We start from the raw sequence: 24,446 nt of genomic DNA on the forward strand, positions 1-24,446 counted from the left end.
TACAGACCTAAGACGTTCATCGGATGTTGTGTCCGGTTCGTGCGTGCCATGCTGGGCGGCCGACCGGCTCCACGGAGAGCTGCGGGGGTGGCCATGACTCAGACCCAGGAGAAGGGGCAGTCCCCTTCGGGACAGCGGGGCGTCGCCCACCTGGTGTGCGGGCGGCGCGCCAAGTGGGTGGTGCTCATTCTGTGGCTGGCGGTGCTGTTCCTGACGGCACCGTTCGCGCAGAAGCTGACCGACGCGCAGGACAACGACGCCGCCTCATGGCTTCCGGGGTCCGCCGAATCCACCCAAGTCCTTGAGATCTCCGAGGACTTCAGGCCTGAGCAGATCCCCGCGGTCGTCATCTACGCCCGCGACGGCGGCCTGACGGCACAGGACCGCGCGGCGATCACCGAGGACGTGGCGCAGCTCAAGCAGCTCACCGACCACGGCATCCGCGGCGCCGAGACCCGGGGCCCGGTCTTCGACCGCGAGCTGGACCCGCGCGCGGCCCAGGTCCAGGTCCCGATCACGATGGACGAGCAGGGCTGGGAGCGCATCGCACCCGCCGTGGACTCCATCAAGGACGTCGTCGGCGAGGGCGGCGGCGGGCTGACCGTGCACATCACGGGCCCGGGCGGCACTTCCGCGGACTTCTCCGAGGCCTTCGAGGGCATCGACTCCACGCTGCTGTTCTCGGCGATGGTGGTCGTCATCGTCATGCTCCTGCTCACCTACCGCAGTCCCACCCTGCTGGTGGTCCCCCTCATCGCCGTGATCGTCGCCCTGTTCACCGCGCAGGCCCTGATCTATCTCCTGGCGGAACACGCGGGCCTGACCGTCAACGGCCAGAGCGCGGGCATCCTCACGGTCCTGGTGTTCGGCGCGGGCACGGACTACGCGCTCCTGCTCGTCGCCCGCTACAGAGAGGAACTGCGCCGTCACGAGGACCGCCACGAGGCGATGGCCCTTGCCCTGCACCGCGCCGGCCCGGCCGTGATCGCGTCCGGCGCGACCGTCGTGCTGAGCATGCTGGTGCTGCTGGCGGCGGAGATGAACTCCACGAGAGGCCTGGGTCCGGTGGCCGCGATCGGCGTGGCGGTGGCCCTGCTCGCGATGATGTCCCTGTTCCCGGCGCTCCTGGTCATCTTCGGCCGCTGGATCTTCTGGCCGGTCATCCCGCACCTGGGGACCGAGAACCCGGACAAGACAGGCATCTGGGCCCGCATGGGCCGCCGTATCTCCCATCGCCCGCGCATGGTCTGGGTCGTCACGGCGATCGCTCTCGCCGTCTGCTCCCTCGGTCTGATCCAGTTGCGCGCGGAGGGGCTGAGCAACGCCGACGCGTTCACCGACAAGCCGGACTCGATCACCGGCCAGGAGGTCTCCGCGCGCTACTTCCCCGCCGGCAGCGGCGACCCGCTGGTCATCGTCAGCAACCGGGCCCAGGCCGTGGAGGTCGGCCGCGCGGTAGCGGAGACACAGGGCGTCGTACCCACCTCACTGGGCCTGCCACCAGGCACAAAACCGTCGTTCGAAGGCAAGGTCCTCTTCGAGGCGACGATGACCGCTCCCGCCGACAGCGAGGCCGCGAAACAGACCGTGGAACGGGTCCGCGACGCCGTCCACGCGGTGCCGGACGCCGATGCCCAGGTGGGCGGCGGTACGGCGGCCCTCCTGGACATGGACGAGGCGACGACGCACGACAACATCCTGATCATCCCGCTGGTCCTGCTGGTCGTGCTCCTGATCCTCTGCGCCCTGCTGCGCGCCCTGATCGCCCCGCTGCTGCTGATCGGCACGGTGATCCTGTCCTTCGCGGCGGCCCTGGGCATCAGCGCGCTCGCCTTCCGCCACATCTTCGACTACGCCGGGGAGTCGACCGACTTCCCGCTGTTCGTCTTCGTCTTCCTGGTGGCGCTCGGCATCGACTACAACATCTTCCTCACCACCCGCATCCGCGAGGAGGCAGCCCACCAGGGCACCCGCGCCGGCGTGATCACCGGCCTCGCCGCCACAGGCGCGGTCATCACCTCGGCAGGCCTGGTCCTCGCCGGCACCTTCGCCGCCCTCGGCACCCTCCCCATGGTCGCCTTCGCCGAAATCGGCTTCGCAGTGGCACTGGGCGTACTCCTGGACACCCTCATCGTCCGCTCGGTCCTGGTGACGTCCCTGTTCCTGGACGTGGGCCCAAAGGTCTGGTGGCCACACCGCCTGTCCCGGGAGGACGGGGGAACTCCGGCGGTACGGGAGCCGGAGGAGGGCTGAGGGGCAACTCAGCCCGTCCGGCCTTTGCGGACGAGGCCGTTCAGGCCGCCAGCGGGGGCCTGGGGGCGGCGGCCCCCAGGTCCGGGTCGAAGGGGCAGCGCCCTTTCAAGGACGGGAAGGGCAGGGGTGGTGGCGGGGGCGAAATCACCGCACCCGCCGAATCAGCGCCAAATACATCGCATCGGTCCCATGCAGATGAGGCCACAGCTGCACATCAGGCCCCTCCCCCAGCTCCGGCACCCCCGGCAGCAAGGGCCGCGCATCAACCAGCTCCCCCACACCGCCCTGCTTCAGCACGTCGTCCACCACAGCCCGAGTCTCCGCGAGATGCGGCGAACACGTGGCGTACCCGACGACACCCCCCACCCGCACGGACTCCAACGCCGCCCGCAACAACTCCCGCTGCAGCGGCCCGAACCCCTCCAGATCCTCCGGCCGCCGCCGCCACCGCGCCTCCGGCCGCCGCCGCAACGCCCCGAGCCCCGTGCACGGCACATCCACCAACACGCGGTCAAAGCTCCCGGGCCGCCAGGCCGGCCGCGTCCCGTCGGCGGCGATGACCTGATACGGCCCCGGATTGCCGGCAAGCGCCTTGGCCACGAGCCCCGCCCGGTGCGGCTGCTTCTCGGAGGCAAGCAACATGGCCCCCCGCTCGGCGGCCAACGCCCCGAGCAGCGCCGCCTTGCCCCCGGGCCCGGCACACCCGTCGAGCCACTTCTCGTCGGGCCCGTCCAGCGGCGCGTTCGCCAGGGCGAGCGCAACCAGCTGGGACCCCTCGTCCTGCACCCCCGCCCGACCGTCCCGCACGGCTTCGATGGCCCCCGGCTCCCCGCCCTCGGCCAGCCGCACGGCATAGGGCGACCACCGCCCCGGCACCGCGGCCTCCTCGCCGAGGAGTTCCTCAATCGTGGCCCGCCCCGGCCGCGCGACGAGCGTCACCTCGGGCCGCTCGTTGTCGGCCTCCAGCAACCGCTCGATCCCGGCCCGTCCGCCACCGAGCGAGTCCCACAGCGCCGAGACGACCCACCGCGGATGCGAGTGCACGACGGCGAGGTGTTCCTCGGGATCGTCGTCGTACGGCGGCGCGACGCGCTGGATCCACCCGTCGAGGTCGTCCTGCGCGACCTTCCGCAGCACGGCGTTCACGAACTTCGCGCGCCCGTCACCGAGGACGACCCGAGCGAGCTCTACGGACGCCGACACCGCGGCATGGGTGGGAATCCGCGTCCCCAGCAGCTGATGCACACCCAGGCTGAGCACATCGAGCACGGGCGGGTCGACCTCACGCAGCGGCCGGTCCACACACGCGGAGATCACGGCGTCGTAGGTCCCCTGCCGCCGCAGCGTCCCGTACACCAGCTCGGTCGCGAGCGCGGCGTCCCGCCCGTCGAAGTCGCCCTGCTCCCGCGCCTTCCGCAGCAGCGGCGGCAGTACGAGGTTGGCGTACGCGTCCCGCTCGTCCACGGCGCGCAGTGCCTCGAAGGCGAGAACGCGGACGGGGTCTTTCTTGGGCCGTCGGTAGGGCTTGCCGGGTTTGCGGGGCCGACGGGTGGTGTCGCTCACGAAAAAGGTGCTCCGGATTGCTGGATGAGATGTACCGACCAGCCTACGTCGCACGCCCGGCCCGGCGCAGGGCCCCTCACTCCCCGACGCGCTCGCCGTCCCCGATCCGCACGCCCCGCGCCCAGTCCGCGGCCCGCATCGGCTTCTTGCCCTGAGCCTGCACCCACAGCAGCTCGACGGCGTACGACCCGGTCCCGACGTACACGTTGTTCTTGCCGACGGAGAGCGCGCCGGGCGCGAGGTCGTCCCGTCCCGGGACCGGCTGCACCTGGATGAGCTTGAGCCGCTCGCCGCGGAAGGTGGTCCAGGCACCCGGGGCAGGGGTGCACCCGCGCACGACACGGTCGACGCGCAGGGAGGGAGCGGCCCAGTCGATGTGGGCGTCCTCGACGTTGACCTTGGGGGCGAGGGTGACCCCTTCGGCAGGCTGCGGTACGGCCTTCAGCGTGCCGTCCTCGATGCCGTCCATGGTCGCCGCGAGCAGCCCGGAGCCCGCGAAGGCCAGCCGGGTCAGCAGGTCGCCGCTGGTGTCGGTGGCCCGGATCTCCTCGGTGACGGTGCCGTAGACGGGCCCGGAGTCGAGCCCTTCCTCGATCAGGAAGGTGGCGGCCCCGGTGATCTCGTCGCCGGCCATGATGGAGTGCTGTACCGGCGCGGCCCCGCGCCAGGCGGGCAACAGCGAGAAGTGCAGGTTGACCCAGCCGTGGGCCGGGATGTCGAGGGCGACGCGCGGCAGCAGGGCGCCGTAGGCGACGACGGGGCAGCAGTCGGGCGCGATCTCCCGGAGCCGCTCCAGGAACTCGGGGTCGCGCGGCCTGACGGGCTTGAGCACCTCGATGCCCGCCTCCTCGGCCCGCTCGGCCACCGGGCTCGCCACCATCCTGCGTCCCCGCCCGGCGTGCGCGTCGGGCCGCGTCACGACGGCTGCCACCTCGTGCCGCCCGGAGGCGATCAGAGCGTCCAGAGCGGGAACGGCGACCTCGGGGGTACCGGCGAAGACAAGCTTCATGGGTGGGCACGGGCCTCTCGGGCGGGGTTGGTTGGGGCAACACACAAGTCTATGTGCGGGCGCGCGGAGGGCTCACGTCGGCAGCGCCACGAAGGAAATCGCCACGGGCCCGAGGGGACGGGCAGGCACCCGAGGCCGAAGGCCCGGACATCAAGGCGCGTACCCCCACCCAGGGGCGTAGGCATATGCCCATACGCCCCCAGTGCGTGACCCGCGGAGCGCTCCCGCGTTGGTCAAGAAAGAGTTGACCACAACGGGCCGCACCCGCCGTATCCGCGGCCCCTTCCTTTTCAACGCCGGTTCGAGAGGCTTGTTCATGGCCGACCACGCAACCCACGACGCCCAGGCTCGGGCCAGCCTGCACTTGCTGGTGCGGGACATCGAGCGGGTCCGCCGGCAGGTGGACGCACTGCGCACGCTCACCGCCCAACTGGGCAACGTCTACCGCCCGCGCCGCTCCGGCCCCTCCACGGGCTTCGTCGTCTACGGACGCGCCCCCGCCCCGACGGTCCGTCTCGCCCAGGAGCTGCGGGACAGTGTCGAAACCCTGGTCACGGCAGCCGTGGACTTCGACCGCTCACTCGGCTTCTCGTGGGACGCGGTGGGTTCCGCCCTCGGCGTCACCAAGCAGGCGGTCCACCGACGCTACGGCGCGCGCCGCGCAGCCACCCAGGCGGCGGCCGAGGCCGAGCGGACGACCGAGCCTGCGGGCAGCCGGACGGTCAACGTCACCACCGCTCTTCCTCCGGTGCCGACGGTCCCCGCGGCCCGTTCCATGCCGACGCAGCCGACGGCAGGCAGTCCCGGCCTGCGCGACGAGGCCAGGCCCACGGTGTTCCCCGGCCCTCGCAACGGCTGACTCCGCGACTGCCCCCACCTCGCTCTGCCCTCCCGATGCGCACCCGGGAGGGCAGAGGCATACCTGCCCGAACCCTCCACAAGCCCTGCCCGGCACCGCAGGCACCAGGCAGCACGAAGGTCATCCGATGTCGGGCGGATCGATCCGAACCCGCACCGCGATCTCCCCGGCCCCCCGCGCCATCCGCGCCGCCTGAGCGGCCTTCAGCGCGGACGCCAGCGCCGCCCCGCTTCCCGGCGGAACCCGGATCAGCGCCCGGTCCCACTGCTCTCCGGGCGGCGGACCCCCTACGCGCCGCGGCCGTCCCACGGCCGTGACGGGCACCGGCACAGGGCCCAACACCTCGGCGTCCGGCGGTAGTTCGACCGTACGGAGAAACTCGGCCACCGCCTCGGGCGGCCCGGCCACGGAAGCCATCCGGGACACCGGCGGAAACCCCAGCTCGGACCGCTCGCCGAGTTCCCGCACCGCATGCCCGACGGGGTCCCATCGCACCAGCGCCTGCACGGGTCGCAGCGTGGGCTCGGCGACCACGACCACGGTTCCCCCGGCGCCCTGTGGCCGTACCAGCGAAGCGGCTGCGATCCACCGCCGCAGCGCGTCCTCACCCGCCCGCAGGTCGGGACGCCCGAGCATGGCCCAGCCGTCCAGCAGCAGCGCCGCCGCATACCCGCCCTCGGCGACGGGCTCGGCGCCCGGTGTGCTCACGACGAGCGAGGGCGTGCCCGGAACGGTGTCCAGCACGTGCTCCCGCCCGGAGGTCCGCACCGGAACAGCGGGAAAGGCCCGCCCCAGCTCCTCGGCGGTCCGCCGCGCCCCCACCACCTGGGCCCGCAGCCGGAACGCACCGCACTCCGGACAGTGCCAGCCCCCTTCGTCACGCCCGCACCATCCACACCGCAGCTCCGCCCCGGAGCCCTGTGCCTCCAGCGGCCCGGAACAGTGCCGACAGCGGGCGGGAGCCCGGCAGTTGGCGCAGGCCATCCGCGGCACGTAACCGCGCCGCGGCACCTGCACGAGGACCGGCCCGTGCCGCAGCCCTTCCCGCACCGCCTGCCAGGCCAGGGTGGGCAGCCGAGCGGCTCGCGCGGCCTCGTCCCGCGCGAGATCCCCGTCCCCCACGGTCCGTACGAGGGGAGCCGCCCCGCGCACCTGTTCCCGGGTGGCGACCAACGGCCGGGCCCAGCCGCTCTCCACGAGCTGGGCGGCCTCGACGGTGCAGCTCCAACTCCCCAACAGGAAGCCGCACTTGTCCTGCGCGGCGCGGAGCAACAGCACTTCACGCGCATGGGGCTGCGGGGCGTGCTGCTCACTGTGGCTGTCGTCGCCGTCGTCCCAGAGGGCGACCAGCCCAAGGTCCTGCACGGGCGCGAACATGGCGGCGCGCGTCCCCACAACCGCCCTCACGCTCCCGCGCCGTACGGCCAGCCACTCCCGGTACCGCTTCTCGGGCCCGGCATCGGCGGTCAGCACCGCATGCCGCCCCTCGCCCATCAGCGAGGTCAGAGCAGCGTCGACCCGGGCAACGGCTCGCCCGTCCGGCACCACGACGAGCGCCCCGCGTCCGGAGGCGAGCGTCGCCGCGACCGCTCGGGCCAGTTCCTCGCTCCACTCGGGGCCGGGCAGTGCGTTCCACACGGCCCGCGGCGCGCCGCCGGAGGCCAGGGACTCCAGGAAGGCGGTCCCCCGCTCGTACCGTTCCCAGGACCCCGTCTCGGGCCTGCCAGGCGCCGGGAGGGGCTCCGGTGACGGCCGCTGCTCGGCCCGCGCGCTGCGCGGCGGCACAGCCAGTTGCAGCACATCGGCGAGCCCTCCGGCATACCGGTCTGCCACGGCCCGCGCGAGCCCGAGCAGTTCCTCGCTCAGCACCCGCTCGGGCGAGACGACCTGCGCGAGCGCCGCCAGCGGCCCGGAGTAGTCCGACTCGGCAAGCCGCTCGACGAGGAAGCCGTCGATGAGCCCCCCGCCCTCACGCCGCCCCTCGCGCACCCGGTTCCGCCCGGCTCCGAACCGCACCCGGACGCGCACGCCGGGCTGCGCCTCGGCGTCGAGCTCCTCCGGCACGGCGTAGTCGAAGTACCGATCGAGGTGCAGCACGCCCTTGTCGACCAGCACCCGCGCCACGGGCAGTTCCTTGGCCAGCGCGGCGCCCCGCCAGGTCCGGGGCTTGGCCCGCGGGACCTTGGCCTTGCGCACACTGTCCCGGATGAGCGCGAGCTGCTCGGGCGACGCCCCCTCGGCCCCGCCACCATCGGTCTCGTTCTCGCTGCTCACGCCTGCATTCCTACCAAACGCCACTGACAACCGCCGGAGCCCGAGTTCCCCCACGAGCGCGGGTACACCGAGGCCCGGCGCCCCACCAGGGACGCCGGGCCTCGAACAAACCGTGGAGCCTGGCCTTACAGACCCACTGCCTTGCGCAGCGCCTCCACCCGGTCCGTCCGCTCCCAGGTGAACTCCGGCAGCTCACGGCCGAAGTGGCCGTACGCGGCGGTCTGGGCGTAGATCGGGCGGAGCAGGTCCAGGTCGCGGATGATCGCGGCCGGACGCAGGTCGAAGACGACGTCGATGGCCTTCTCGATCTTCTCGGTCTCGACCTTGGCGGTGCCGAAGGTCTCGACGAAGAGACCGACCGGCTCGGCCTTGCCGATCGCGTACGCCACCTGCACCTCGCAGCGCGAGGCCAGGCCGGCCGCCACCACGTTCTTGGCGACCCAGCGCATCGCGTACGCGGCCGAGCGGTCCACCTTGGACGGGTCCTTGCCGGAGAACGCGCCGCCGCCGTGGCGGGCCATGCCGCCGTAGGTGTCGATGATGATCTTCCGGCCGGTCAGACCCGCGTCACCCATCGGGCCGCCGATCTCGAAGCGGCCGGTGGGGTTGACCAGGAGGCGGTAGTTCTCGGTGTCGAGCTTGATGCCGTCGTCGAGCAGGGACTTCAGCTCCGGCTCGACCACGAACTCCCGGATGTCGGGCGCGAGGAGGGAGTCCAGGTCGATGTCGCTCGCGTGCTGCGAGGAGACGACCACGGTGTCCAGACGGACCGCCTTGTCGCCGTCGTACTCGATGGTGACCTGCGTCTTGCCGTCCGGGCGCAGGTAGGGGATCGTGCCGTTCTTGCGGACCTCGGAGAGGCGCTTGGACAGGCGGTGCGCCAGGAAGATGGGCAGCGGCATCAGCGTGGGCGTCTCGTCCGTCGCGTAGCCGAACATCAGGCCCTGGTCGCCGGCGCCCTGGCGGTCCAGCTCGTCCTCGTCGCCCTCGACACGGGACTCGTAAGCCGTGTCGACGCCTTGCGCGATGTCCGGCGACTGCGAGCCGATCGAGACCGAGATGCCGCAGGAGGCGCCGTCGAAGCCCTTCTTCGAGGAGTCGTAGCCGATCTCGAGGACCTTGTTGCGGACCAGCGTCGCGATGTCCGCGTACGTCTTGGTCGTGACCTCTCCGGCCACGTGCACCAGACCGGTCGTGATCAGGGTTTCGACAGCGACCCGGGATGACGGGTCCTCGCGCAGAAGCGCGTCGAGAATGGTGTCGCTGATCTGGTCAGCGATCTTGTCGGGGTGACCCTCGGTCACGGACTCCGAGGTGAACAGGCGACGGGACACAACGCTCCCTGGGGTTGCAGCGGCTGCTGGCTGATCATTGTTGGACGGGACGGGGGCTGCGCCCGGCGTCGTCCGAGGACAGTTTATCTGTCGCGTCCGGCCACGGACCCCCTGTCTCGCCTCTCGGGAGGGCTGTGACCTGCGGCACGGGCATTCTGCCCAATCTCATGTGCCCTTGGCCAGGGGCGCCACACCCGAATCGAGTGCGGCCGACGGGAAGTCCGCAGCGCATCAACCATGTGCGCCCAACCCACGCGCCACCAGGTCCCACACGGTTTCGGCCAGGGCTTCCTTGGGCCCGTACGGCACGGGCGTCTCGCTGCCGTCGGCGCCGAGGACGATCGCCTCGTTCTCCTCGGAGCCGAAGGTCTTGCGCTCGCCCACCTCGTTCACCACGAGGAGGTCGCACCCCTTGCGCTCCAGCTTCTTGCGGCCGTTGGCCAGCACGTCGTCCGTCTCGGCGGCGAAGCCGACGATCACCTGGCCGGGGCGGGCGCGGTCGGTGGAGATCTCCGCGAGGATGTCCGGATTCCGCACCAGGACGATGGGGTCCGGCTCGTGGTCGTCCTTCTTCTTGATCTTTCCGGTGGCGTACGACTCCGGACGGAAGTCCGCGACCGCCGCCGCCATCACGACCGCGTCGGCGTCCGCGGACGCCTTGAGGACCGCTTCCCGCAGCTGTATGGCCGTGCCGACCTGGACGACGTCCACGCCCGCCGGGTCGGCCATCCCGGTGTTGGCGGCGATCAGCGTCACCCGGGCACCCCGGGCGGCGGCGGTGCGGGCGAGGGCGTAGCCCTGCTTGCCGGAGGAGCGGTTGCCGAGGAAGCGGACCGGGTCGAGGGGCTCGCGGGTGCCGCCGGCGCTGACGACGACGTGCCGTCCCGCGAGGTCGGGCTCGGTGACGCCCCGCGCGAGCACCCGGCGGCAGACCTCGAAGATCTCCGCGGGCTCGGGCAGCCGGCCCTTGCCGGTGTCGACGCCGGTGAGGCGGCCGACGGCGGGCTCGATGACGATCGCGCCGCGCCGGCGCAGCGTCGCCACGTTCTCCTGGGTGGCCGCGTGCTCCCACATCTCGGTGTGCATGGCGGGGGCGAAGACCACCGGGCAGCGGGCGGTGAGCAGGGTGTTGGTCAGCAGGTCGTCGGCGAGGCCGTGCGCGGCCTTCGCGAGCGTGTCGGCCGTGGCCGGGGCGACGACCACCAGGTCGGCCTGCTGGCCGATGCGGACGTGCGGGACCTCGTGGACGTCGTCCCAGACCTCGGTCGAGACGGGCTTGCCGGACAGGGCGGACCAGGTGGCGGCACCGACGAAGTGCAGCGCCGAGGCGGTCGGCACGACCCGGACGTCATGTCCGGACTCGGTGAGTCTGCGCAGCAGCTCGCAGGCCTTGTACGCCGCGATACCGCCACTGACCCCCAGAACGACCTTCGGCTTGTCCACCGTCTCTCCCCGGACCTCGGAAACGTACGACATCCATGACACACCACAGGCCCGGCAGACGCGCTGCCGGGCCTGTGGAAAAGCCTTCTGCAAGCTGCAGATATTACTTACTGCGCCGGGCCCTCGACGGCCTCGGACGTCAGCAGACCCGCGTTGATCTCGCGCAGGGCGATCGACAGCGGCTTCTCGTGGACGTGGGTGTCCACGAGCGGACCGACGTACTCGAGGAGGCCCTCGCCGAGCTGCGAGTAGTACGCGTTGATCTGGCGGGCCCGCTTGGCCGCGTAGATCACGAGGCTGTACTTCGAGTCGGTGGCCTCGAGGAGCTCGTCGATCGGCGGGTTGATGATGCCCTCGGGCGCGGAGATGGAAGAGGACACGCTCTACCTTCCGATGGATGGGAAAGAATCAGTCGGTGTGATCACTCTCAACGAGCAGTCACGATCACACAACGTCCACCAAGGCTAGCAGCTCACGCGCCACGTCCTCGACGGAGGTGTTGACCAAGGTCACATCGAACTCCGGCTCGGCCGCCAGCTCGATCTTCGCCGCGTCCAGGCGGCGTGCGATCACCTCGGGCGGCTCGGTGCCACGTCCGGTGAGTCTGCGTACGAGCTCCTCCCAGGAGGGGGGAGCCAGGAACACCAGCTGGGCATCGGCCATCGACTCACTGACCTGCCGGGCGCCCTGGAGGTCGATCTCCAGCAGAACGGGCTCACCCGCCTCCAGCCGCTCCAGCACCGCCGCACGCGGCGTGCCGTAGCGGTTGCCGGCGAACTCGGCCCACTCCAGCAGCTCCCCGTTGGCGATCAGCTTGTCCATCTCTTCGTCGGTGACGAAGAAGTAGTGGACTCCATGCCGCTCGCCGGGGCGGGGCTTGCGGGTCGTCGCCGACACCGAGAGCCAGACCTCGGGGTGTTCCTTGCGCATATGGGCGACGACCGTGCTCTTGCCGACCCCGGAGGGGCCGGAGAGCACGGTCAGCCGCGGACGTTCAGTCATGCAGCGATTATTCCAGCAATCCCGGAGTGCCCGGGACTCCCGGTCCCAAGTGCCCGGATCAGGAGCCCGTGCTGCCGAACTCACGCTCCAGGGAGGCGATCTGGTTCGAGCCGAGGCCGCGCACGCGGCGGCTCTCGGAGATGCCGAGTCGCTCCATGATCTGCTTGGCGCGGACCTTGCCCACGCCGGGCAGGGACTCGAGCAGGGCGGAGACCTTCATCTTTCCGATGACGTCGTTCTCCTGGCCCTGCTTGATGACCTCGTGAAGGGAGGCGCCGGAGTGCTTGAGTCGATTCTTGACCTCGGCCCGCTCCCGGCGAGCCGCGGCGGCCTTTTCGAGCGCGGCTGCGCGCTGTTCAGGGGTAAGGGGCGGAAGAGCCACGCCTACGTCACCTCGGATGTTGAACTGTCGGATACGGACCGGTGAGGAACCTAGTCGCCCCACACCTGGGGAGGCACGAGCAACACGCTGCCCGTTCTCCCCCACTGCTTTAGGGAGCGTGGGAGGTGCTCCCACTCGTCGGAGACTAGCGGCCAAGTCCGCCAGAGTCAGCGAGAACAGCGGAAAAGTCCTGGTCAGCCTCCGTCAGGCCGGACATTTAGGACATAATGCCCCGGATTTGAGGATGTATTCAGACTCAAGTCGGCCCGCGCCACTCATCGGAGGACCCGCGCGAGCGGCTCGAACACCCCTGACGGCGGTCAGACACCCGACACAGCGACCGTGACCTCGTCGGCGAAGCGTGACGCGGCATCACGCAGCGCGACGACGTCGGGTCCGTGCCGCAGCACTCCCCGGCTGACGTTCGGGACGACATTGCGCGCCGCGGCCCCGAAGACGCGAGGAAGATCCGCCGGCGTGGCGCCCTGCGCACCGATGCCGGGCGCGAGAAGCGGACCGTTGATGTCGAGGTCGTAGGACGAGAGGTCACCGAGCGTGGCGCCGACGACCGCCCCGAAGGAGCCCATGGGCTCCTCCCCCGTGTTCTCGGCAGCCAGGTGCGCCAGCATCGTCGCGCCGACGTTGCGGCCGTCCGCGCGGACAGCGTGCTGGACCTCGCCGCCCTCCGGGTTCGAGGTCAGGGCGAGCACGAACAGGCCGGTGCCGCTCTCCCGGGCCAGCGCGACGGCCGGCGAGAGCGAGCCGTAGCCGAGGTACGGCGAGACGGTCAGCGCGTCGGAGAACAGCGGGGAGTCCTTGCGGAGGAAGGACTCGGCGTACGCGGCCATGGTCGAGCCGATGTCGCCTCGCTTGGCGTCCATCAGCACCAGCGCGCCGGCGTCCCGCGCCTCCTCGACCGACTTCTCCAGGACGGCGATGCCACGCGAGCCGAAACGCTCGAAGAACGCGCTCTGCGGCTTGAGCACCGCGACCCGGTCGGCCATCGCCTCGACGACCGTACGGCTGAACCGCTCCAGGCCGGCCACGTCGTCGTTCAGGCCCCACTCGGCGAGCAGCGAGGCGTGCGGGTCGATGCCGACGCACAGGGGGCCACGCTCGTCCATGGCCCGGCGCAGGCGTGCGCCAAAGGGTTCCAGAGCACTCATGCGGTCTTCCTTGCCTTCCTGACGTCGGCGCCGACGGCGTCGGCGAGGGTGTCGTACGGGCTGGTACGGAGGCGGGCGGCGAGTCCCTTGTGGATGGCGCGGCCCCAGAAGGGCCCCTCGTAGATGAAGGCGCTGTATCCCTGGACCAGCGTGGCGCCCGCCAGGATCCGCTGCCAGGCGTCCTCGGCGTTCTCGATGCCCCCGACGCCCACGAGGGTGATCCGGTCGCCCACACGCGCGTAGAGGCGCCGCAGCACGTCCAGGGAGCGCGCCTTCAGGGGTGCGCCGGAGAGGCCGCCGGTCTCGTTCACCAGCGCGAGTTCGGATTTCAAACCGAGTCCGTCGCGCGCAATGGTGGTGTTCGTGGCGATGATCCCGTCCAGGCCGAGCTCGACGGCCAGGTCGGCGACCGCATCCACGTCCTCGTCGGCGAGGTCCGGCGCGATCTTCACCAGCAGCGGCACCCGGCGGGTGGTCACCGTGCGGTCGGCGGCCTCGCGGACGGCGGTCAGAAGGGGCCGCAGCGCCTCGGTGGCCTGCAGGTTGCGCAGCCCGGGCGTGTTGGGCGAGGAGACGTTGACCACCAGGTAGTCGGCGTACGGCGCCAGCCGCTCGGTCGACTTCACGTAGTCACCGGCGGCCTCCGCCTCCGGGACGACCTTGGTCTTGCCGATGTTGACGCCCACGACGGTCCTGAGGACGGGCGTACGGGAGGCCAGGCGGGCGGCCACTGCCAGCGAGCCCTCGTTGTTGAAGCCCATGCGGTTGATCAGCGCCCGGTCCTTCACGAGGCGGAACAGCCGCTGTCTGGGGTTGCCCGGCTGCGCCTCCCCGGTGACCGTACCGATCTCGATGTGGTCGAAGCCGAGCATCGACATCCCGTCGATGGCGACCGCGTTCTTGTCGAAGCCGGCGGCGAGCCCGAAGGGGCCGTGCATCCGCAGCCCGAAGGCCTCCGTGCGCAGTTCCTTGTGGCGGGGCGCGAGCGCGGCGGCGACGAACGTGCGCAGTACGGGGATGCGGACGGCGAGACGGATCCAACGGAAGGCCAGGTAGTGGGCCTTCTCGGGGTCCATTCGCTTGAAGACGAGGTTGAAGAAGATCTTGTACATGGTGTCCTCATGAAGAGGGGGACACCGTTTCCGGTGTCCCCCTCGTCGGCTGCTAGTCGCGGGCCGCGGTCAGGTGTTCCGCGTGTTCCTGAAGCGAACGGACGCCCACGTCACCGTGGTTGAGGGCGTCGATGCCCTGGACGGCGGCGGCGAGCGCCTGAACCGTCGTCAGGCACGGAACCGACCGCGCCACGGCCGCCGTGCGGATGTCATAGCCGTCGAGGCGCCCGCCGGTGCCGTACGGCGTGTTGACGATGAGGTCGACCTCGCCGTCGTGGATGAGCTGGACGATGGTCTTCTCGCCGTTCGGGCCGATGCCCTCGGACTGCTTGCGCACGACCGTGGCGTTGATGCCGTTGCGCTTGAGCACCTCGGCCGTGCCGGACGTGGCGAGAAGTTCGAAGCCGTGGGCGACCAGTTCACGCGCCGGGAAGATCATCGAGCGCTTGTCCCGGTTGGCGACCGAGATGAAGGCGCGGCCCTTCGTCGGCAGCGGACCGTACGCGCCCGCCTGCGACTTGGCGTACGCCGTGCCGAAGACGGAGTCGATGCCCATGACCTCGCCGGTGGAGCGCATCTCCGGGCCGAGGATGGTGTCGACGCCGCGGCCGTGGATGTCGCGGAAGCGCGACCACGGCATGACGGCCTCCTTGACGGAGATCGGCGCGTCGAGCGGCAGCTCGCCGCCGTCGCCGGTTGCCGGAAGCAGCCCCTCGGCCCGCAGTTCGGCGATGGTCGCGCCCAGCGAGATCCGGGCGGCGGCCTTCGCCAGCGGTACCGCGGTCGCCTTCGAGGTGAAGGGGACCGTACGGGACGCGCGCGGGTTGGCTTCGAGGACGTACAGGATGTCGCCGGCCATCGCGAACTGGATGTTGATCAGGCCGCGCACGCCGACGCCCTTGGCGATGGCCTCCGTGGAGGCCCGCAGGCGCTTGATGTCGAACCCGCCCAGCGTGATCGGCGGCAGCGCGCACGCCGAGTCGCCGGAGTGGATGCCGGCCTCCTCGATGTGCTCCATGACGCCGCCGAGGTAGAGCTCCTCGCCGTCGTAGAGCGCGTCGACGTCGATCTCGATCGCGTCGTCCAGGAACCGGTCGACGAGGACCGGCCGCGAGGGGCTGATCTCGGTCGACTCGGCGATGTAGGCCTCCAGCCGGGTCTCGTCGTAGACGATCTCCATGCCGCGCCCGCCGAGGACGTACGAGGGCCGCACCAGGACCGGGTAGCCGATCTCGTCGGCGATGGCCTTGGCGCCGGCGAAGGTGGTGGCGGTGCCGTGCTTGGGGGCCGGGAGGCCCGCCTCCGCGAGGACCCGCCCGAAGGCGCCGCGGTCCTCGGCGGCGTGGATGGCCTCCGGGGACGTGCCGACGATCGGCACGCCGTTGTCCTTCAGCGCCTGCGACAGCCCCAGCGGGGTCTGGCCACCGAGCTGCACGACGACACCCGCCACGGGGCCGGCCTGCCGCTCCGCGTGGACGACCTCCAGCACGTCCTCCAGCGTCAGCGGCTCGAAGTACAGCCGGTCGGAGGTGTCGTAGTCGGTGGAGACGGTCTCCGGGTTGCAGTTGACCATCACCGTCTCGTACCCGGCGTCGCTCAGCGCGAAGGAGGCGTGCACGCAGGAGTAGTCGAACTCGATGCCCTGGCCGATGCGGTTGGGCCCGGAGCCCAGGATGATGACGGCCGGCTTCTCGCGGGGGGCGACCTCCGTCTCCTCGTCGTAGGAGGAGTAGAAGTACGGCGTCCGCGCGGCGAACTCGGCGGCGCAGGTGTCGACCGTCTTGTAGACCGGGCGGACCCCCAGCGCGTGCCGCACCTCGCGCACGACGTCCTCGCGCAGGCCGCGGATCTCGGCGATCTGCAGGTCGGAGAAGCCGTGCCGCTTGGCCTCGGCCAGCAGGTCCGGGGTCAGCTCCGGGGCCTCGGCGAGCTCGTCGGCGATCTCCTTGATGAGGAAGAGCTGGTCGACGAACCAGGGGTCGATCTTCGTGTACTCGAAGACCTCCTCGGGCGTGGCGCCCGCGCGGATGGCCTGCATGACGGCGTTGATACGGCCGTCGGTGGGGCGGACCGCTTCTTCGAGGAGAAGCGTCTTGTCGCCGGGCTCGCCGACGAACGTGAACTGGCTGCCCTTCTTCTCCAGCGAGCGCAGCGCCTTCTGGAAGGCCTCGGTGAAGTTGCGGCCGATGGCCATGGCCTCGCCGACCGACTTCATGGTGGTGGTCAGCGTGGAGTCGGCCTGCGGGAACTTCTCGAAGGCGAAGCGCGGGGCCTTCACGACCACGTAGTCGAGGGTCGGCTCGAAGGAGGCCGGGGTCTCCTTCGTGATGTCGTTCGGGATCTCGTCGAGCGTGTAGCCGACGGCCAGCTTGGCCGCGATCTTGGCGATCGGGAAGCCGGTCGCCTTGGAGGCGAGAGCCGAGGAACGCGACACGCGCGGGTTCATCTCGATGACGATGACCCGGCCGTCCTCCGGGTTCACCGCGAACTGGATGTTGCAGCCGCCGGTGTCGACGCCGACCTCGCGGATGACGGCGATGCCGATGTCGCGCAGGGTCTGGTACTCGCGGTCGGTCAGCGTCATCGCGGGCGCGACGGTGATCGAGTCACCGGTGTGCACGCCCATCGGGTCGAAGTTCTCGATGGAGCAGACGACCACGACGTTGTCGTGCTTGTCGCGCATCAGCTCCAGCTCGTACTCCTTCCAGCCGAGGATGGACTCCTCCAGGAGCACCTCGGTGGTGGGAGAGAGGGTCAGGCCCTGGCCGGCGATGCGGCGCAGTTCCTCCTCGTCGTGGGCGAAGCCGGAGCCGGCGCCACCCATGGTGAAGGAGGGGCGGACCACGACCGGGTAGCCGCCGAGCGTGTCGACGCCCGCGAGGACGTCGTCCATGGAGTGGCAGATGACCGAGCGGGCGGACTCGCCGTGCCCGATCTTGGCGCGGACGGCCTCGACGACGTCCTTGAAGAGGTCGCGGTCCTCGCCCTTGTTGATGGCCTCGACGTTGGCGCCGATCAGCTCGACGCCGTACTTCTCGAGCGTCCCCGCCTCGTGCAGCGAGATCGCGGTGTTGAGGGCCGTCTGGCCGCCCAGGGTGGGCAGCAGCGCGTCCGGCCGCTCCTTGGCGATGATCTTCTCGACGAACTCGGGTGTGATCGGCTCGACGTAGGTGGCGTCGGCGATCTCCGGGTCGGTCATGATCGTCGCCGGGTTGGAGTTGACGAGGATGACCCGCAGGCCCTCGGCGCGCAGGATGCGGCACGCCTGGGTGCCGGAGTAGTCGAACTCGGCGGCCTGGCCGATGACGATCGGGCCGGAGCCGATGACCAGGACGGACTGGATATCGGTGCGCTTAGGCACGCTGGCCCTCCATCAGGGATACGAAGCGGTCGAACAGGTAGGCGGCGTCGTGCGGGCCGGCCGCCGCTTCGGGGTGGTACTGGACGCTGAAGGCCGGCTTGTCGAGGAGGTGGAGACCCTCCACCACGTTGTCGTTGAGGCAGACGTGGGAGACCTCGGCGCGGCCGAACGGGGTGTCGGAGACCTGGTCGGTCGGGGCGTCCACGGCGAAGCCGTGGTTGTGCGCGGTGACCTCGACCTTGCCGGTCGTACGGTCCTGCACCGGCTGGTTGATGCCGCGGTGGCCGTACTTCAGCTTGTAGGTGCCGAAGCCGAGCGCGCGGCCCAGGATCTGGTTGCCGAAGCAGATGCCGAACAGCGGGGTGCCGCGCTCCAGGACCGCCTGCATGACGGATACCGGGTGGTCGGCGGTGGCCGGGTCGCCGGGGCCGTTGGAGAAGAACACGCCGTCCGGGTTCACGGCGAACACGTCCTCGGCGGTCGCCGTCGCGGGCAGCACGTGCACCTCGATGCCGCGCTCGGCCATCCGGTGCGGGGTCATGCCCTTGATGCCGAGGTCGACGGCGGCGACGGTGAACTTCTTGTCGCCGATCGCGGGGACGACGTACGCCTCCTTGGTGGCGACCTCGGCGGACAGGTCGGCGCCCTTCATCTCGGGGGCCTGGCGGACCTCGGCGAGCATGGTGCCCTCGTCGGGCAGCGCGTTGCCGGAGAAGATGCCGACGCGCATGGCGCCGCGTTCACGCAGGTGGCGGGTCAGCGCGCGGGTGTCGATGCCGGAGATCCCGACGACGCCCTGGTGGCGCAGCTCGTCGTCCAGCGAGCGCCGGGAGCGCCAGTTGGACGGCACGCGCGCGGGGTCGCGCACCACGTAGCCGGCCACCCAGATCTGCTTGGACTCGGGGTCCTCGTCGTTGACACCGGTGTTGCCGACGTGCGGGGCGGTCATCACGACGACCTGGCGGTGGTACGACGGGTCGGTGAGGGTCTCCTGGTACCCGGTCATGCCGGTGGAGAACACGGCCTCGCCGAAGGTCACCCCCACGGCCCCGTAGGCACGGCCGCGGAACATGCGGCCGTCCTCCAGGACGAGTACGGCGGGAGCCGCCTTGTGCCTGCGCGAGGCGGTCCCCTGGATGGAGGTCGTCATCGTTCGGCGCCTTCCGTGCTGTTGTTCTTGATCATGGAGTTAATGAGGTCGACCCACTCGTTGTGCTCCGCCGCGTGATCTGAGCGGAAGCCGGAGTCGATCAGCCGTTCGCCGTGCGCCCACGTCACCACGAGCAGTCCGCCCTCGGTCAGGACCTTGCCGGCGATGCCCTTGTCGAGCCGGGCCTCGCGCAGCTGCGCGACCGGGACGAAGAAGTCGCTCGCGCCGGGGCGTACGACGTCCAGTCCCGCCTCCGTGAGGGTGAGCTCGACGCGGCTGCGGGTGCCGAGGCCGTGCGCCACGATGCGGTCCAGCCAATGACCGGCGGTGGTCGAGCCGTGGTAGCGGCCGCTCATGCTCAGTCTCGCCGGGCCTGGGTCGTCCGGCGCGCTGGGCAGCTCGGGCAGGTCGCCCTGGAGCGTGCCGCGCCACTTCCAGCCCTCGCGCATCAGCCAGTAGACGAGCGCGACGAAGAGGGCGAGTCCGACGACCCAGCCGATGCGGGCGGCCCAGTCGGTCACGTCGGCCGACTTCTGTTCGGCCGCGAGTCCGGTTCCGGCTGCGAGCAGTGTTGCAGGTGTCACGTGAGCTTCCCGTCGACGAGCGTGGCCTTGCCCCGGAGCCACGTGTGCGTCACACGGCCCGGCAGCTCACGCCCCTCGTACGGAGTGTTGCGGCTGCGCGAGGCGAAGCCCGCGGGGTCCACCGACCCACGGTATTCCGTGTCGACGAGCGTGAGGTTGGCGGGCTCACCAGCCGAGACGGGACGGCCGTGCCCCTTCGCCTGCCCGATCTGGGCGGGCTTGAAGGACATGCGCTCGGCGACCCCGGCCCAGGTGAGGAGCCCGGTGTCCACCATGGTCTCCTGCACCACTGACAGCGCGGTCTCCAGGCCGACCATCCCCATGGCGGCGGCGGCCCACTCGCAGTCCTTGTCCTCGTGCGGGTGCGGGGCGTGGTCGGTGGCGACGATGTCGATCGTGCCGTCGGCGAGCGCCTCGCGCAGCGCCAGCACGTCACGCTCGGTGCGCAGCGGCGGGTTCACCTTGTAGACCGGGTTGTAGCTGCGCACCATCTCATCCGTGAGGAGGAGGTGGTGCGGGGTGACCTCGGCGGTGACGTCGATGCCGCGGGACTTGGCCCAGCGCACGATCTCGACGGACCCGGCGGTCGACAGGTGGCAGATGTGGACGCGGGAGCCGACGTGCTCGGCGAGCAGGACATCCCGGGCGATGATCGATTCTTCGGCCACCGCGGGCCAGCCGCCGAGCCCCAGCTCGGCGGAGACGACGCCCTCGTTCATCTGGGCGCCCTCGGTCAGCCGCGGCTCCTGCGCGTGCTGGGCGACGACGCCGCCGAAGGCCTTCACGTACTCCAGGGCCCGCCGCATGATCACGGCGTCGTCGACACACTTGCCGTCGTCGGAGAAGACGGTGACGCCGGCGGCCGACTCGTGCATGGCGCCCAGCTCGGCGAGCTTCCTGCCCTCCAGGCCGACGGTGACGGCGCCGATGGGCTGCACGTCGCAGTAGCCGCCTTCCTGGCCGAGCCGGTAGACCTGCTCGACCACACCGGCGGTGTCGGCGACCGGGAAGGTGTTGGCCATGGCGAAGACGGCCGTGAAACCGCCCGAGGCGGCCGCGCGCGTGCCGGTCAGCACGGTCTCGGAGTCCTCGCGTCCGGGCTCGCGCAGGTGGGTGTGCAGGTCCACGAGCCCCGGCAGGAGCACCTTGCCCGCGGCCTCGACGACCTCCGCGCCCTCGGCGCTCAGCCCTGCGCCCACCTCGGCGATGGTCCCGCCGTCGATCAGGACGTCCTGGGGCTCGCCGCCGAGCACCTTCGCACCACGGATCAGGATCTTGCTCATCTGTCTTACTTCTCCTCGGTACGGGTGTGGGTCGCGGCGGGCTCGTTGCCGCCGAGCAGCAGGTACAGAACGGCCATCCGGATGGAGACTCCGTTTGCGACCTGCTCGATGGCGGTGCAGCGCTCGGAGTCGGCGACCTCGGCGGTGATCTCCATGCCGCGCACCATCGGCCCGGGGTGCATCACGATCGCGTGCTCGGGCATCCGCGCCATGCGGTCGCCGTCGAGGCCGTAGCGCCGCGAGTACTCGCGCTCGGTCGGGAAGAAGGCGGCGTTCATGCGCTCGCGCTGGACGCGCAGCATCATCACCGCGTCGGTCTTGGGCAGCGTGCTGTCGAGGTCGTACGACACCTCGCAGGGCCAGTTCTCGACGCCGACCGGCACCAGGGTCGGCGGCGCGACGAGGGTGACCTCGGCGCCGAGGGTGTGCAGCAGGTCGACGTTGGAGCGGGCGACCCGGCTGTGCAGCACGTCGCCGACGAGCGTGATGCGCTTGCCGTCGAGGTCCTGCCCGATCCCGGCGTCCCGGCCGACCAGCCGGCGGCGCATGGTGAAGGCGTCCAGCAGGGCCTGGGTGGGGTGCTGGTGGGTACCGTCGCCGGCGTTGATGACGGCGGCGTCGATCCAGCCGGAGTTGGCGAGGCGGTAGGGCGCCCCGGAGGCGCCGTGCCGGATGACGACGGCGTCGACGCCCATGGCCTCCAGGGTCTGGGCGGTGTCCTTCAGGGACTCGCCCTTGGACACGCTGGATCCCTTGGCGGTGAAGTTGATGACGTCCGCCGACAGCCGCTTCTCGGCGGCCTCGAAGGAGATACGCGTGCGCGTGGAGTCCTCGAAGAAGAGGTTCACGACGGTCCGGCCGCGCAGGGTCGGCAACTTCTTGATCGGCCGGTCGGCGACCCGGGCCATCTCCTCGGCGGTGTCGAGGATCAGGACGGCGTCGTCGCGGGTGAGGTCGGCGGCCGAGATGAGATGACGCTGCATCTGTCAGGCTCCGTAAGGCAGTTAAGTCAGGGTCCGGGGTGTCCGGGGGATGTCCCCCCGGAGGCCCAGCGGGGCAGACGGGTGCGCGCGAGCGCGCACTGAGCGGGCGTACGACAGCGGCGTACGCCGTGGGCGCTACTGGGAGGTCTGCTTGGCACCGAGCAGCACGGTGTCGCGACCGTCCTCCTCGGCGAGCTGGACCTTGACCGTCTCCCGCAGCGACGTGGGGAGGTTCTTGCCGACATAGTCGGCACGGATGGGCAGTTCGCGATGGCCTCGGTCGACGAGTACCGCGAGCTGCACCGCGCGCGGACGGCCGATGTCGTTCAGGGCGTCGAGGGCGGCACGGATGGTGCGGCCCGAGAAGAGGACGTCGTCGACGAGGACGACCAGCCGGCCGTCGATGCCGTCACCGGGGATGTCCGTGCGGGCCAGCGCGCGCGGGGGATGCATGCGCAGGTCGTCGCGGTACATCGTGATGTCGAGCGAACCGACCGGGATCTTCCGGTCGGTGATCTCCTCGAGCTTGGCGGCGAGCCGCTGGGCGAGGAAGACACCTCGGGTCGGAATGCCGAGGAGCACCACGTCGTCGGCGCCCTTGGCGCGTTCGACGATCTCGTGGGCGATGCGGGTCAACACCCGCGCGATGTCAGGGCCTTCGAGAACGGGCCGGGCATCGGACGCTTGCGTGTCCTGTTGCCTGTCCATACGAAAGGGACCTCCTTCTCCGCCTCACGGGACGGACCTTAAAGGACGTCTGGTTTACGTCATCCACCGTAGCAGGCCGATGAGGCACCCCCTGTCACCCACTTGGCCCAATCGGTCACCGATAGCACGGAAGCGTCGGTGTGGACCATTCGGCTTGACGCACCAGAGTAACGCTGCGTAACCTCACAGTGAGTTACCAACCGCGCGGCATGGAACCCAAGCCACGTCGCGTCGACCCAGTGCCGGGGAGCTATATGTCCAGCGAATACGCCAAACAGCTCGGGGCCAAGCTCCGGGCCATCCGCACCCAGCAGGGCCTTTCCCTTCACGGTGTCGAGGAGAAGTCCCAGGGACGCTGGAAGGCCGTCGTGGTCGGTTCGTACGAGCGCGGAGACCGCGCCGTGACCGTGCAGCGCCTCGCCGAGCTGGCGGATTTCTACGGCGTTCCGGTGCAGGAGCTGCTGCCGGGCACCACGCCGGGCGGGGCCGCCGAGCCGCCGCCGAAGCTGGTCCTGGACCTGGAGCGACTTGCCCACGTACCGGCCGAGAAGGCGGGCCCCCTCCAGCGGTACGCCGCGACGATCCAGTCGCAGCGCGGTGACTACAACGGCAAGGTGCTCTCGATCCGCCAGGACGACCTGCGCACACTCGCCGTCATCTACGACCAGTCCCCCTCGGTCCTCACCGAGCAGCTGATCAGCTGGGGCGTGCTGGACGCGGACGCGCGTCGCGCGGTCTCCCACGCCGAGGAGAGCTGAGCGCTTCACGCGTTGACCCACTTGAGAAGAAACGTGCCGCCGGGGTGGCCGGAACTTTGCGGTTCCGGCCGCCCCGGCGGCGTTCTGCGGGCCTGAAGGGGTCCCAGTGGCACAGGGACGCCGGAGGGCCCGCAGCATCCTTGCTGCGGGCCCTCCGGCGTCTTCGGTCGAAACCCTTACGCTTCCTCGCGGCGCAGCGTGGGCTTCAGGTCCTTGAGCCGACCGAGGAGGCCGTTGACGAACGAGGGCGAGTCGTCCGTGGAGAACTCCTTCGCCAGCGCCACCATCTCGTCCAGCACGACGGCGTCCGGGGTCTCGTCGACCCAGATCAGCTCGTACGCGCCGAGACGCAGGATGTTGCGGTCCACGACCGGCATCCGGTCCAGCGTCCAGCCGACCGCGTACTGAGCGATCAGGTCGTCGATGCGCCGCGCGTGCTGCGCGTAGCCCTCGACCAGCTGCATCGTGTACTCGCTCACCGGCGGCTGCCGGGTGTCGTCCCGGGAGAGCCGGATCCAGTCCGCGAGGACCGTCAGGACTCCGGCGTCGCGCTGGTCACCCTCGAAGAGGATCTGGAAGGCGCGCTTGCGGGCCGTGTTGCGGGCAGCCAATTTAGCTGTTCACCCGGCCGAGGTAGTCGCTCGTGCGGGTGTCGACCTTGATCTTCTCACCGGTGGTGATGAAGAGCGGGACGTTGATCTGGTGGCCGGTCTCCAGGATGGCGGGCTTGGTGCCGCCGGTGGAGCGGTCGCCCTGGACACCCGGCTCGGTCTCCTGGATCACGAGCTCGACGGCGGCGGGCAGCTCGACGAAGAGCACCTCTCCCTCGTGCTGCGCGACGGTGGCCGTGAAGCCCTCGATCAGGAAGTTGGCGGCGTCGCCGACAGCCTTGCGGTCGACCATGAGCTGGTCGTAGGTCTCCATGTCCATGAAGACGAAGTACTCGCCGTCCATGTAGGAGAACTGCATGTCGCGCTTGTCGACAGTGGCCGTCTCGACCTTGACGCCGGCGTTGAACGTCTTGTCGACGACCTTGCCGGAGAGCACGTTCTTGAGCTTGGTGCGCACGAAGGCCGGGCCCTTGCCGGGCTTGACGTGCTGGAACTCGACGACGGACCAGAGCTGGCCGCCTTCGAGCTTGAGCACCAGGCCGTTCTTGAGGTCGTTCGTGGAAGCCACGGTTGCGGAATCTCCTGGACTGACGTGGACGACCCCGGGGCAC

Annotated in this window: 21 protein-coding genes; 3 read left to right on the forward strand and 18 right to left on the reverse strand. The window is 70.5% G+C overall.

What is annotated here, in order from left to right; all coding sequences use genetic code 11:
• Positions 1-93: 93 nt before the first annotated feature.
• Complete coding sequence (locus ACZ7L5_RS22880; RefSeq protein ID WP_471518542.1) at positions 94-2,253, forward strand: MMPL family transporter; 2,160 nt, start codon at positions 94-96, stop codon at positions 2,251-2,253.
• A 144-nt stretch (positions 2,254-2,397) separates the two neighbouring features.
• Here the strand turns inward: ACZ7L5_RS22880 and ACZ7L5_RS22885 are convergent, their stop codons facing one another.
• A complete protein-coding gene (locus tag ACZ7L5_RS22885) occupies positions 2,398-3,816 on the reverse strand; it encodes an RsmB/NOP family class I SAM-dependent RNA methyltransferase (RefSeq protein WP_471518543.1) in 1,419 nt (472 codons plus the stop codon).
• A 76-nt stretch (positions 3,817-3,892) separates the two neighbouring features.
• Positions 3,893-4,825: a methionyl-tRNA formyltransferase gene (gene fmt / locus ACZ7L5_RS22890; protein WP_471518544.1), complete on the reverse strand. Its 933-nt coding sequence runs from the start codon at positions 4,823-4,825 to the stop codon at positions 3,893-3,895.
• Between the two features lie 316 nt (positions 4,826-5,141).
• On the opposite strand from fmt, the gene ACZ7L5_RS22895 reads away from it, so the two are divergent.
• Positions 5,142-5,684: a hypothetical protein gene (locus ACZ7L5_RS22895; RefSeq protein ID WP_363041129.1), complete on the forward strand. Its 543-nt coding sequence runs from the start codon at positions 5,142-5,144 to the stop codon at positions 5,682-5,684.
• A 120-nt stretch (positions 5,685-5,804) separates the two neighbouring features.
• On the opposite strand, the gene ACZ7L5_RS22900 is transcribed toward ACZ7L5_RS22895, so the two are convergent.
• From ACZ7L5_RS22900 to pyrR, 14 genes are all read right to left on the reverse strand, one after another.
• Positions 5,805-7,958: a primosomal protein N' gene (locus tag ACZ7L5_RS22900; RefSeq protein WP_471518545.1), complete on the reverse strand. Its 2,154-nt coding sequence runs from the start codon at positions 7,956-7,958 to the stop codon at positions 5,805-5,807.
• 125 nt (positions 7,959-8,083) lie between these two features.
• Positions 8,084-9,292, reverse strand: coding sequence for a methionine adenosyltransferase (metK, locus tag ACZ7L5_RS22905; protein ID WP_471518546.1), 1,209 nt, complete (start codon positions 9,290-9,292; stop codon positions 8,084-8,086).
• 231 nt (positions 9,293-9,523) lie between these two features.
• Positions 9,524-10,735 (reverse strand): bifunctional phosphopantothenoylcysteine decarboxylase/phosphopantothenate--cysteine ligase CoaBC, encoded by a 1,212-nt coding sequence (gene coaBC, locus ACZ7L5_RS22910; RefSeq protein WP_471518831.1) that lies wholly within the window; start codon positions 10,733-10,735, stop codon positions 9,524-9,526.
• Between the two features lie 107 nt (positions 10,736-10,842).
• Entirely contained in the window at positions 10,843-11,115 is a 273-nt protein-coding gene (rpoZ, locus tag ACZ7L5_RS22915; RefSeq protein ID WP_003988945.1) for a DNA-directed RNA polymerase subunit omega, read from the reverse strand.
• Positions 11,116-11,179: 64 nt separating this feature from the next.
• Positions 11,180-11,737 carry a guanylate kinase gene (gene gmk, locus ACZ7L5_RS22920; protein ID WP_467483761.1) on the reverse strand — a complete coding sequence of 186 codons (558 nt, stop codon included), beginning with the start codon at positions 11,735-11,737 and terminating at the stop codon, positions 11,180-11,182.
• 58 nt (positions 11,738-11,795) lie between these two features.
• The gene (locus ACZ7L5_RS22925) at positions 11,796-12,119 is read right to left on the reverse strand and encodes an integration host factor (protein WP_003977346.1); all 324 of its coding nucleotides are present in this window, start codon (positions 12,117-12,119) and stop codon (positions 11,796-11,798) included.
• 320 nt (positions 12,120-12,439) lie between these two features.
• Positions 12,440-13,285 carry an orotidine-5'-phosphate decarboxylase gene (gene pyrF, locus ACZ7L5_RS22930; protein ID WP_383247261.1) on the reverse strand — a complete coding sequence of 282 codons (846 nt, stop codon included), beginning with the start codon at positions 13,283-13,285 and terminating at the stop codon, positions 12,440-12,442.
• A complete protein-coding gene (locus ACZ7L5_RS22935) occupies positions 13,282-14,397 on the reverse strand; it encodes a quinone-dependent dihydroorotate dehydrogenase (protein WP_471518547.1) in 1,116 nt (371 codons plus the stop codon). Before ACZ7L5_RS22935 ends, pyrF begins: the two co-directional genes overlap by 4 nt.
• Before the next feature lie 52 nt (positions 14,398-14,449).
• Positions 14,450-17,758, reverse strand: coding sequence for a carbamoyl-phosphate synthase large subunit (gene carB / locus ACZ7L5_RS22940; protein ID WP_471518548.1), 3,309 nt, complete (start codon positions 17,756-17,758; stop codon positions 14,450-14,452).
• On the reverse strand, positions 17,751-18,908 hold the full coding sequence (gene carA / locus ACZ7L5_RS22945; RefSeq protein WP_471518549.1) for a glutamine-hydrolyzing carbamoyl-phosphate synthase small subunit: 1,158 nt from the start codon (positions 18,906-18,908) through the stop codon (positions 17,751-17,753). The genes carB and carA overlap by 8 nt, the downstream gene beginning before the upstream one ends.
• On the reverse strand, positions 18,905-19,492 hold the full coding sequence (locus ACZ7L5_RS22950; RefSeq protein WP_471518550.1) for a PH-like domain-containing protein: 588 nt from the start codon (positions 19,490-19,492) through the stop codon (positions 18,905-18,907). The genes carA and ACZ7L5_RS22950 overlap by 4 nt, the downstream gene beginning before the upstream one ends.
• On the reverse strand, positions 19,489-20,775 hold the full coding sequence (locus tag ACZ7L5_RS22955; protein WP_471518551.1) for a dihydroorotase: 1,287 nt from the start codon (positions 20,773-20,775) through the stop codon (positions 19,489-19,491). Before ACZ7L5_RS22955 ends, ACZ7L5_RS22950 begins: the two co-directional genes overlap by 4 nt.
• Positions 20,776-20,780: 5 nt before the next feature.
• Complete coding sequence (locus tag ACZ7L5_RS22960) at positions 20,781-21,758, reverse strand: aspartate carbamoyltransferase catalytic subunit (protein WP_328882899.1); 978 nt, start codon at positions 21,756-21,758, stop codon at positions 20,781-20,783.
• A gap of 135 nt (positions 21,759-21,893) precedes the next feature.
• Positions 21,894-22,466 (reverse strand): bifunctional pyr operon transcriptional regulator/uracil phosphoribosyltransferase PyrR, encoded by a 573-nt coding sequence (pyrR, locus tag ACZ7L5_RS22965; protein ID WP_328882898.1) that lies wholly within the window; start codon positions 22,464-22,466, stop codon positions 21,894-21,896.
• A gap of 254 nt (positions 22,467-22,720) precedes the next feature.
• Between pyrR and bldD the strand changes: the two genes are divergently transcribed.
• Positions 22,721-23,224 (forward strand): transcriptional regulator BldD, encoded by a 504-nt coding sequence (gene bldD, locus ACZ7L5_RS22970; RefSeq protein ID WP_004002691.1) that lies wholly within the window; start codon positions 22,721-22,723, stop codon positions 23,222-23,224.
• A gap of 176 nt (positions 23,225-23,400) precedes the next feature.
• Here bldD and nusB read toward each other — a convergent pair whose 3' ends face one another.
• Positions 23,401-23,835, reverse strand: a complete 435-nt coding sequence (gene nusB, locus ACZ7L5_RS22975) for a transcription antitermination factor NusB (protein ID WP_328882897.1) — start codon at positions 23,833-23,835, stop codon at positions 23,401-23,403.
• A 1-nt stretch (position 23,836) separates the two neighbouring features.
• Positions 23,837-24,403 (reverse strand): elongation factor P, encoded by a 567-nt coding sequence (gene efp, locus ACZ7L5_RS22980; RefSeq protein WP_030607045.1) that lies wholly within the window; start codon positions 24,401-24,403, stop codon positions 23,837-23,839.
• Positions 24,404-24,446 lie beyond the last annotated feature (43 nt).

The sequence above is a fragment of the Streptomyces sp. NPDC107528 genome, from assembly GCF_055639295.1.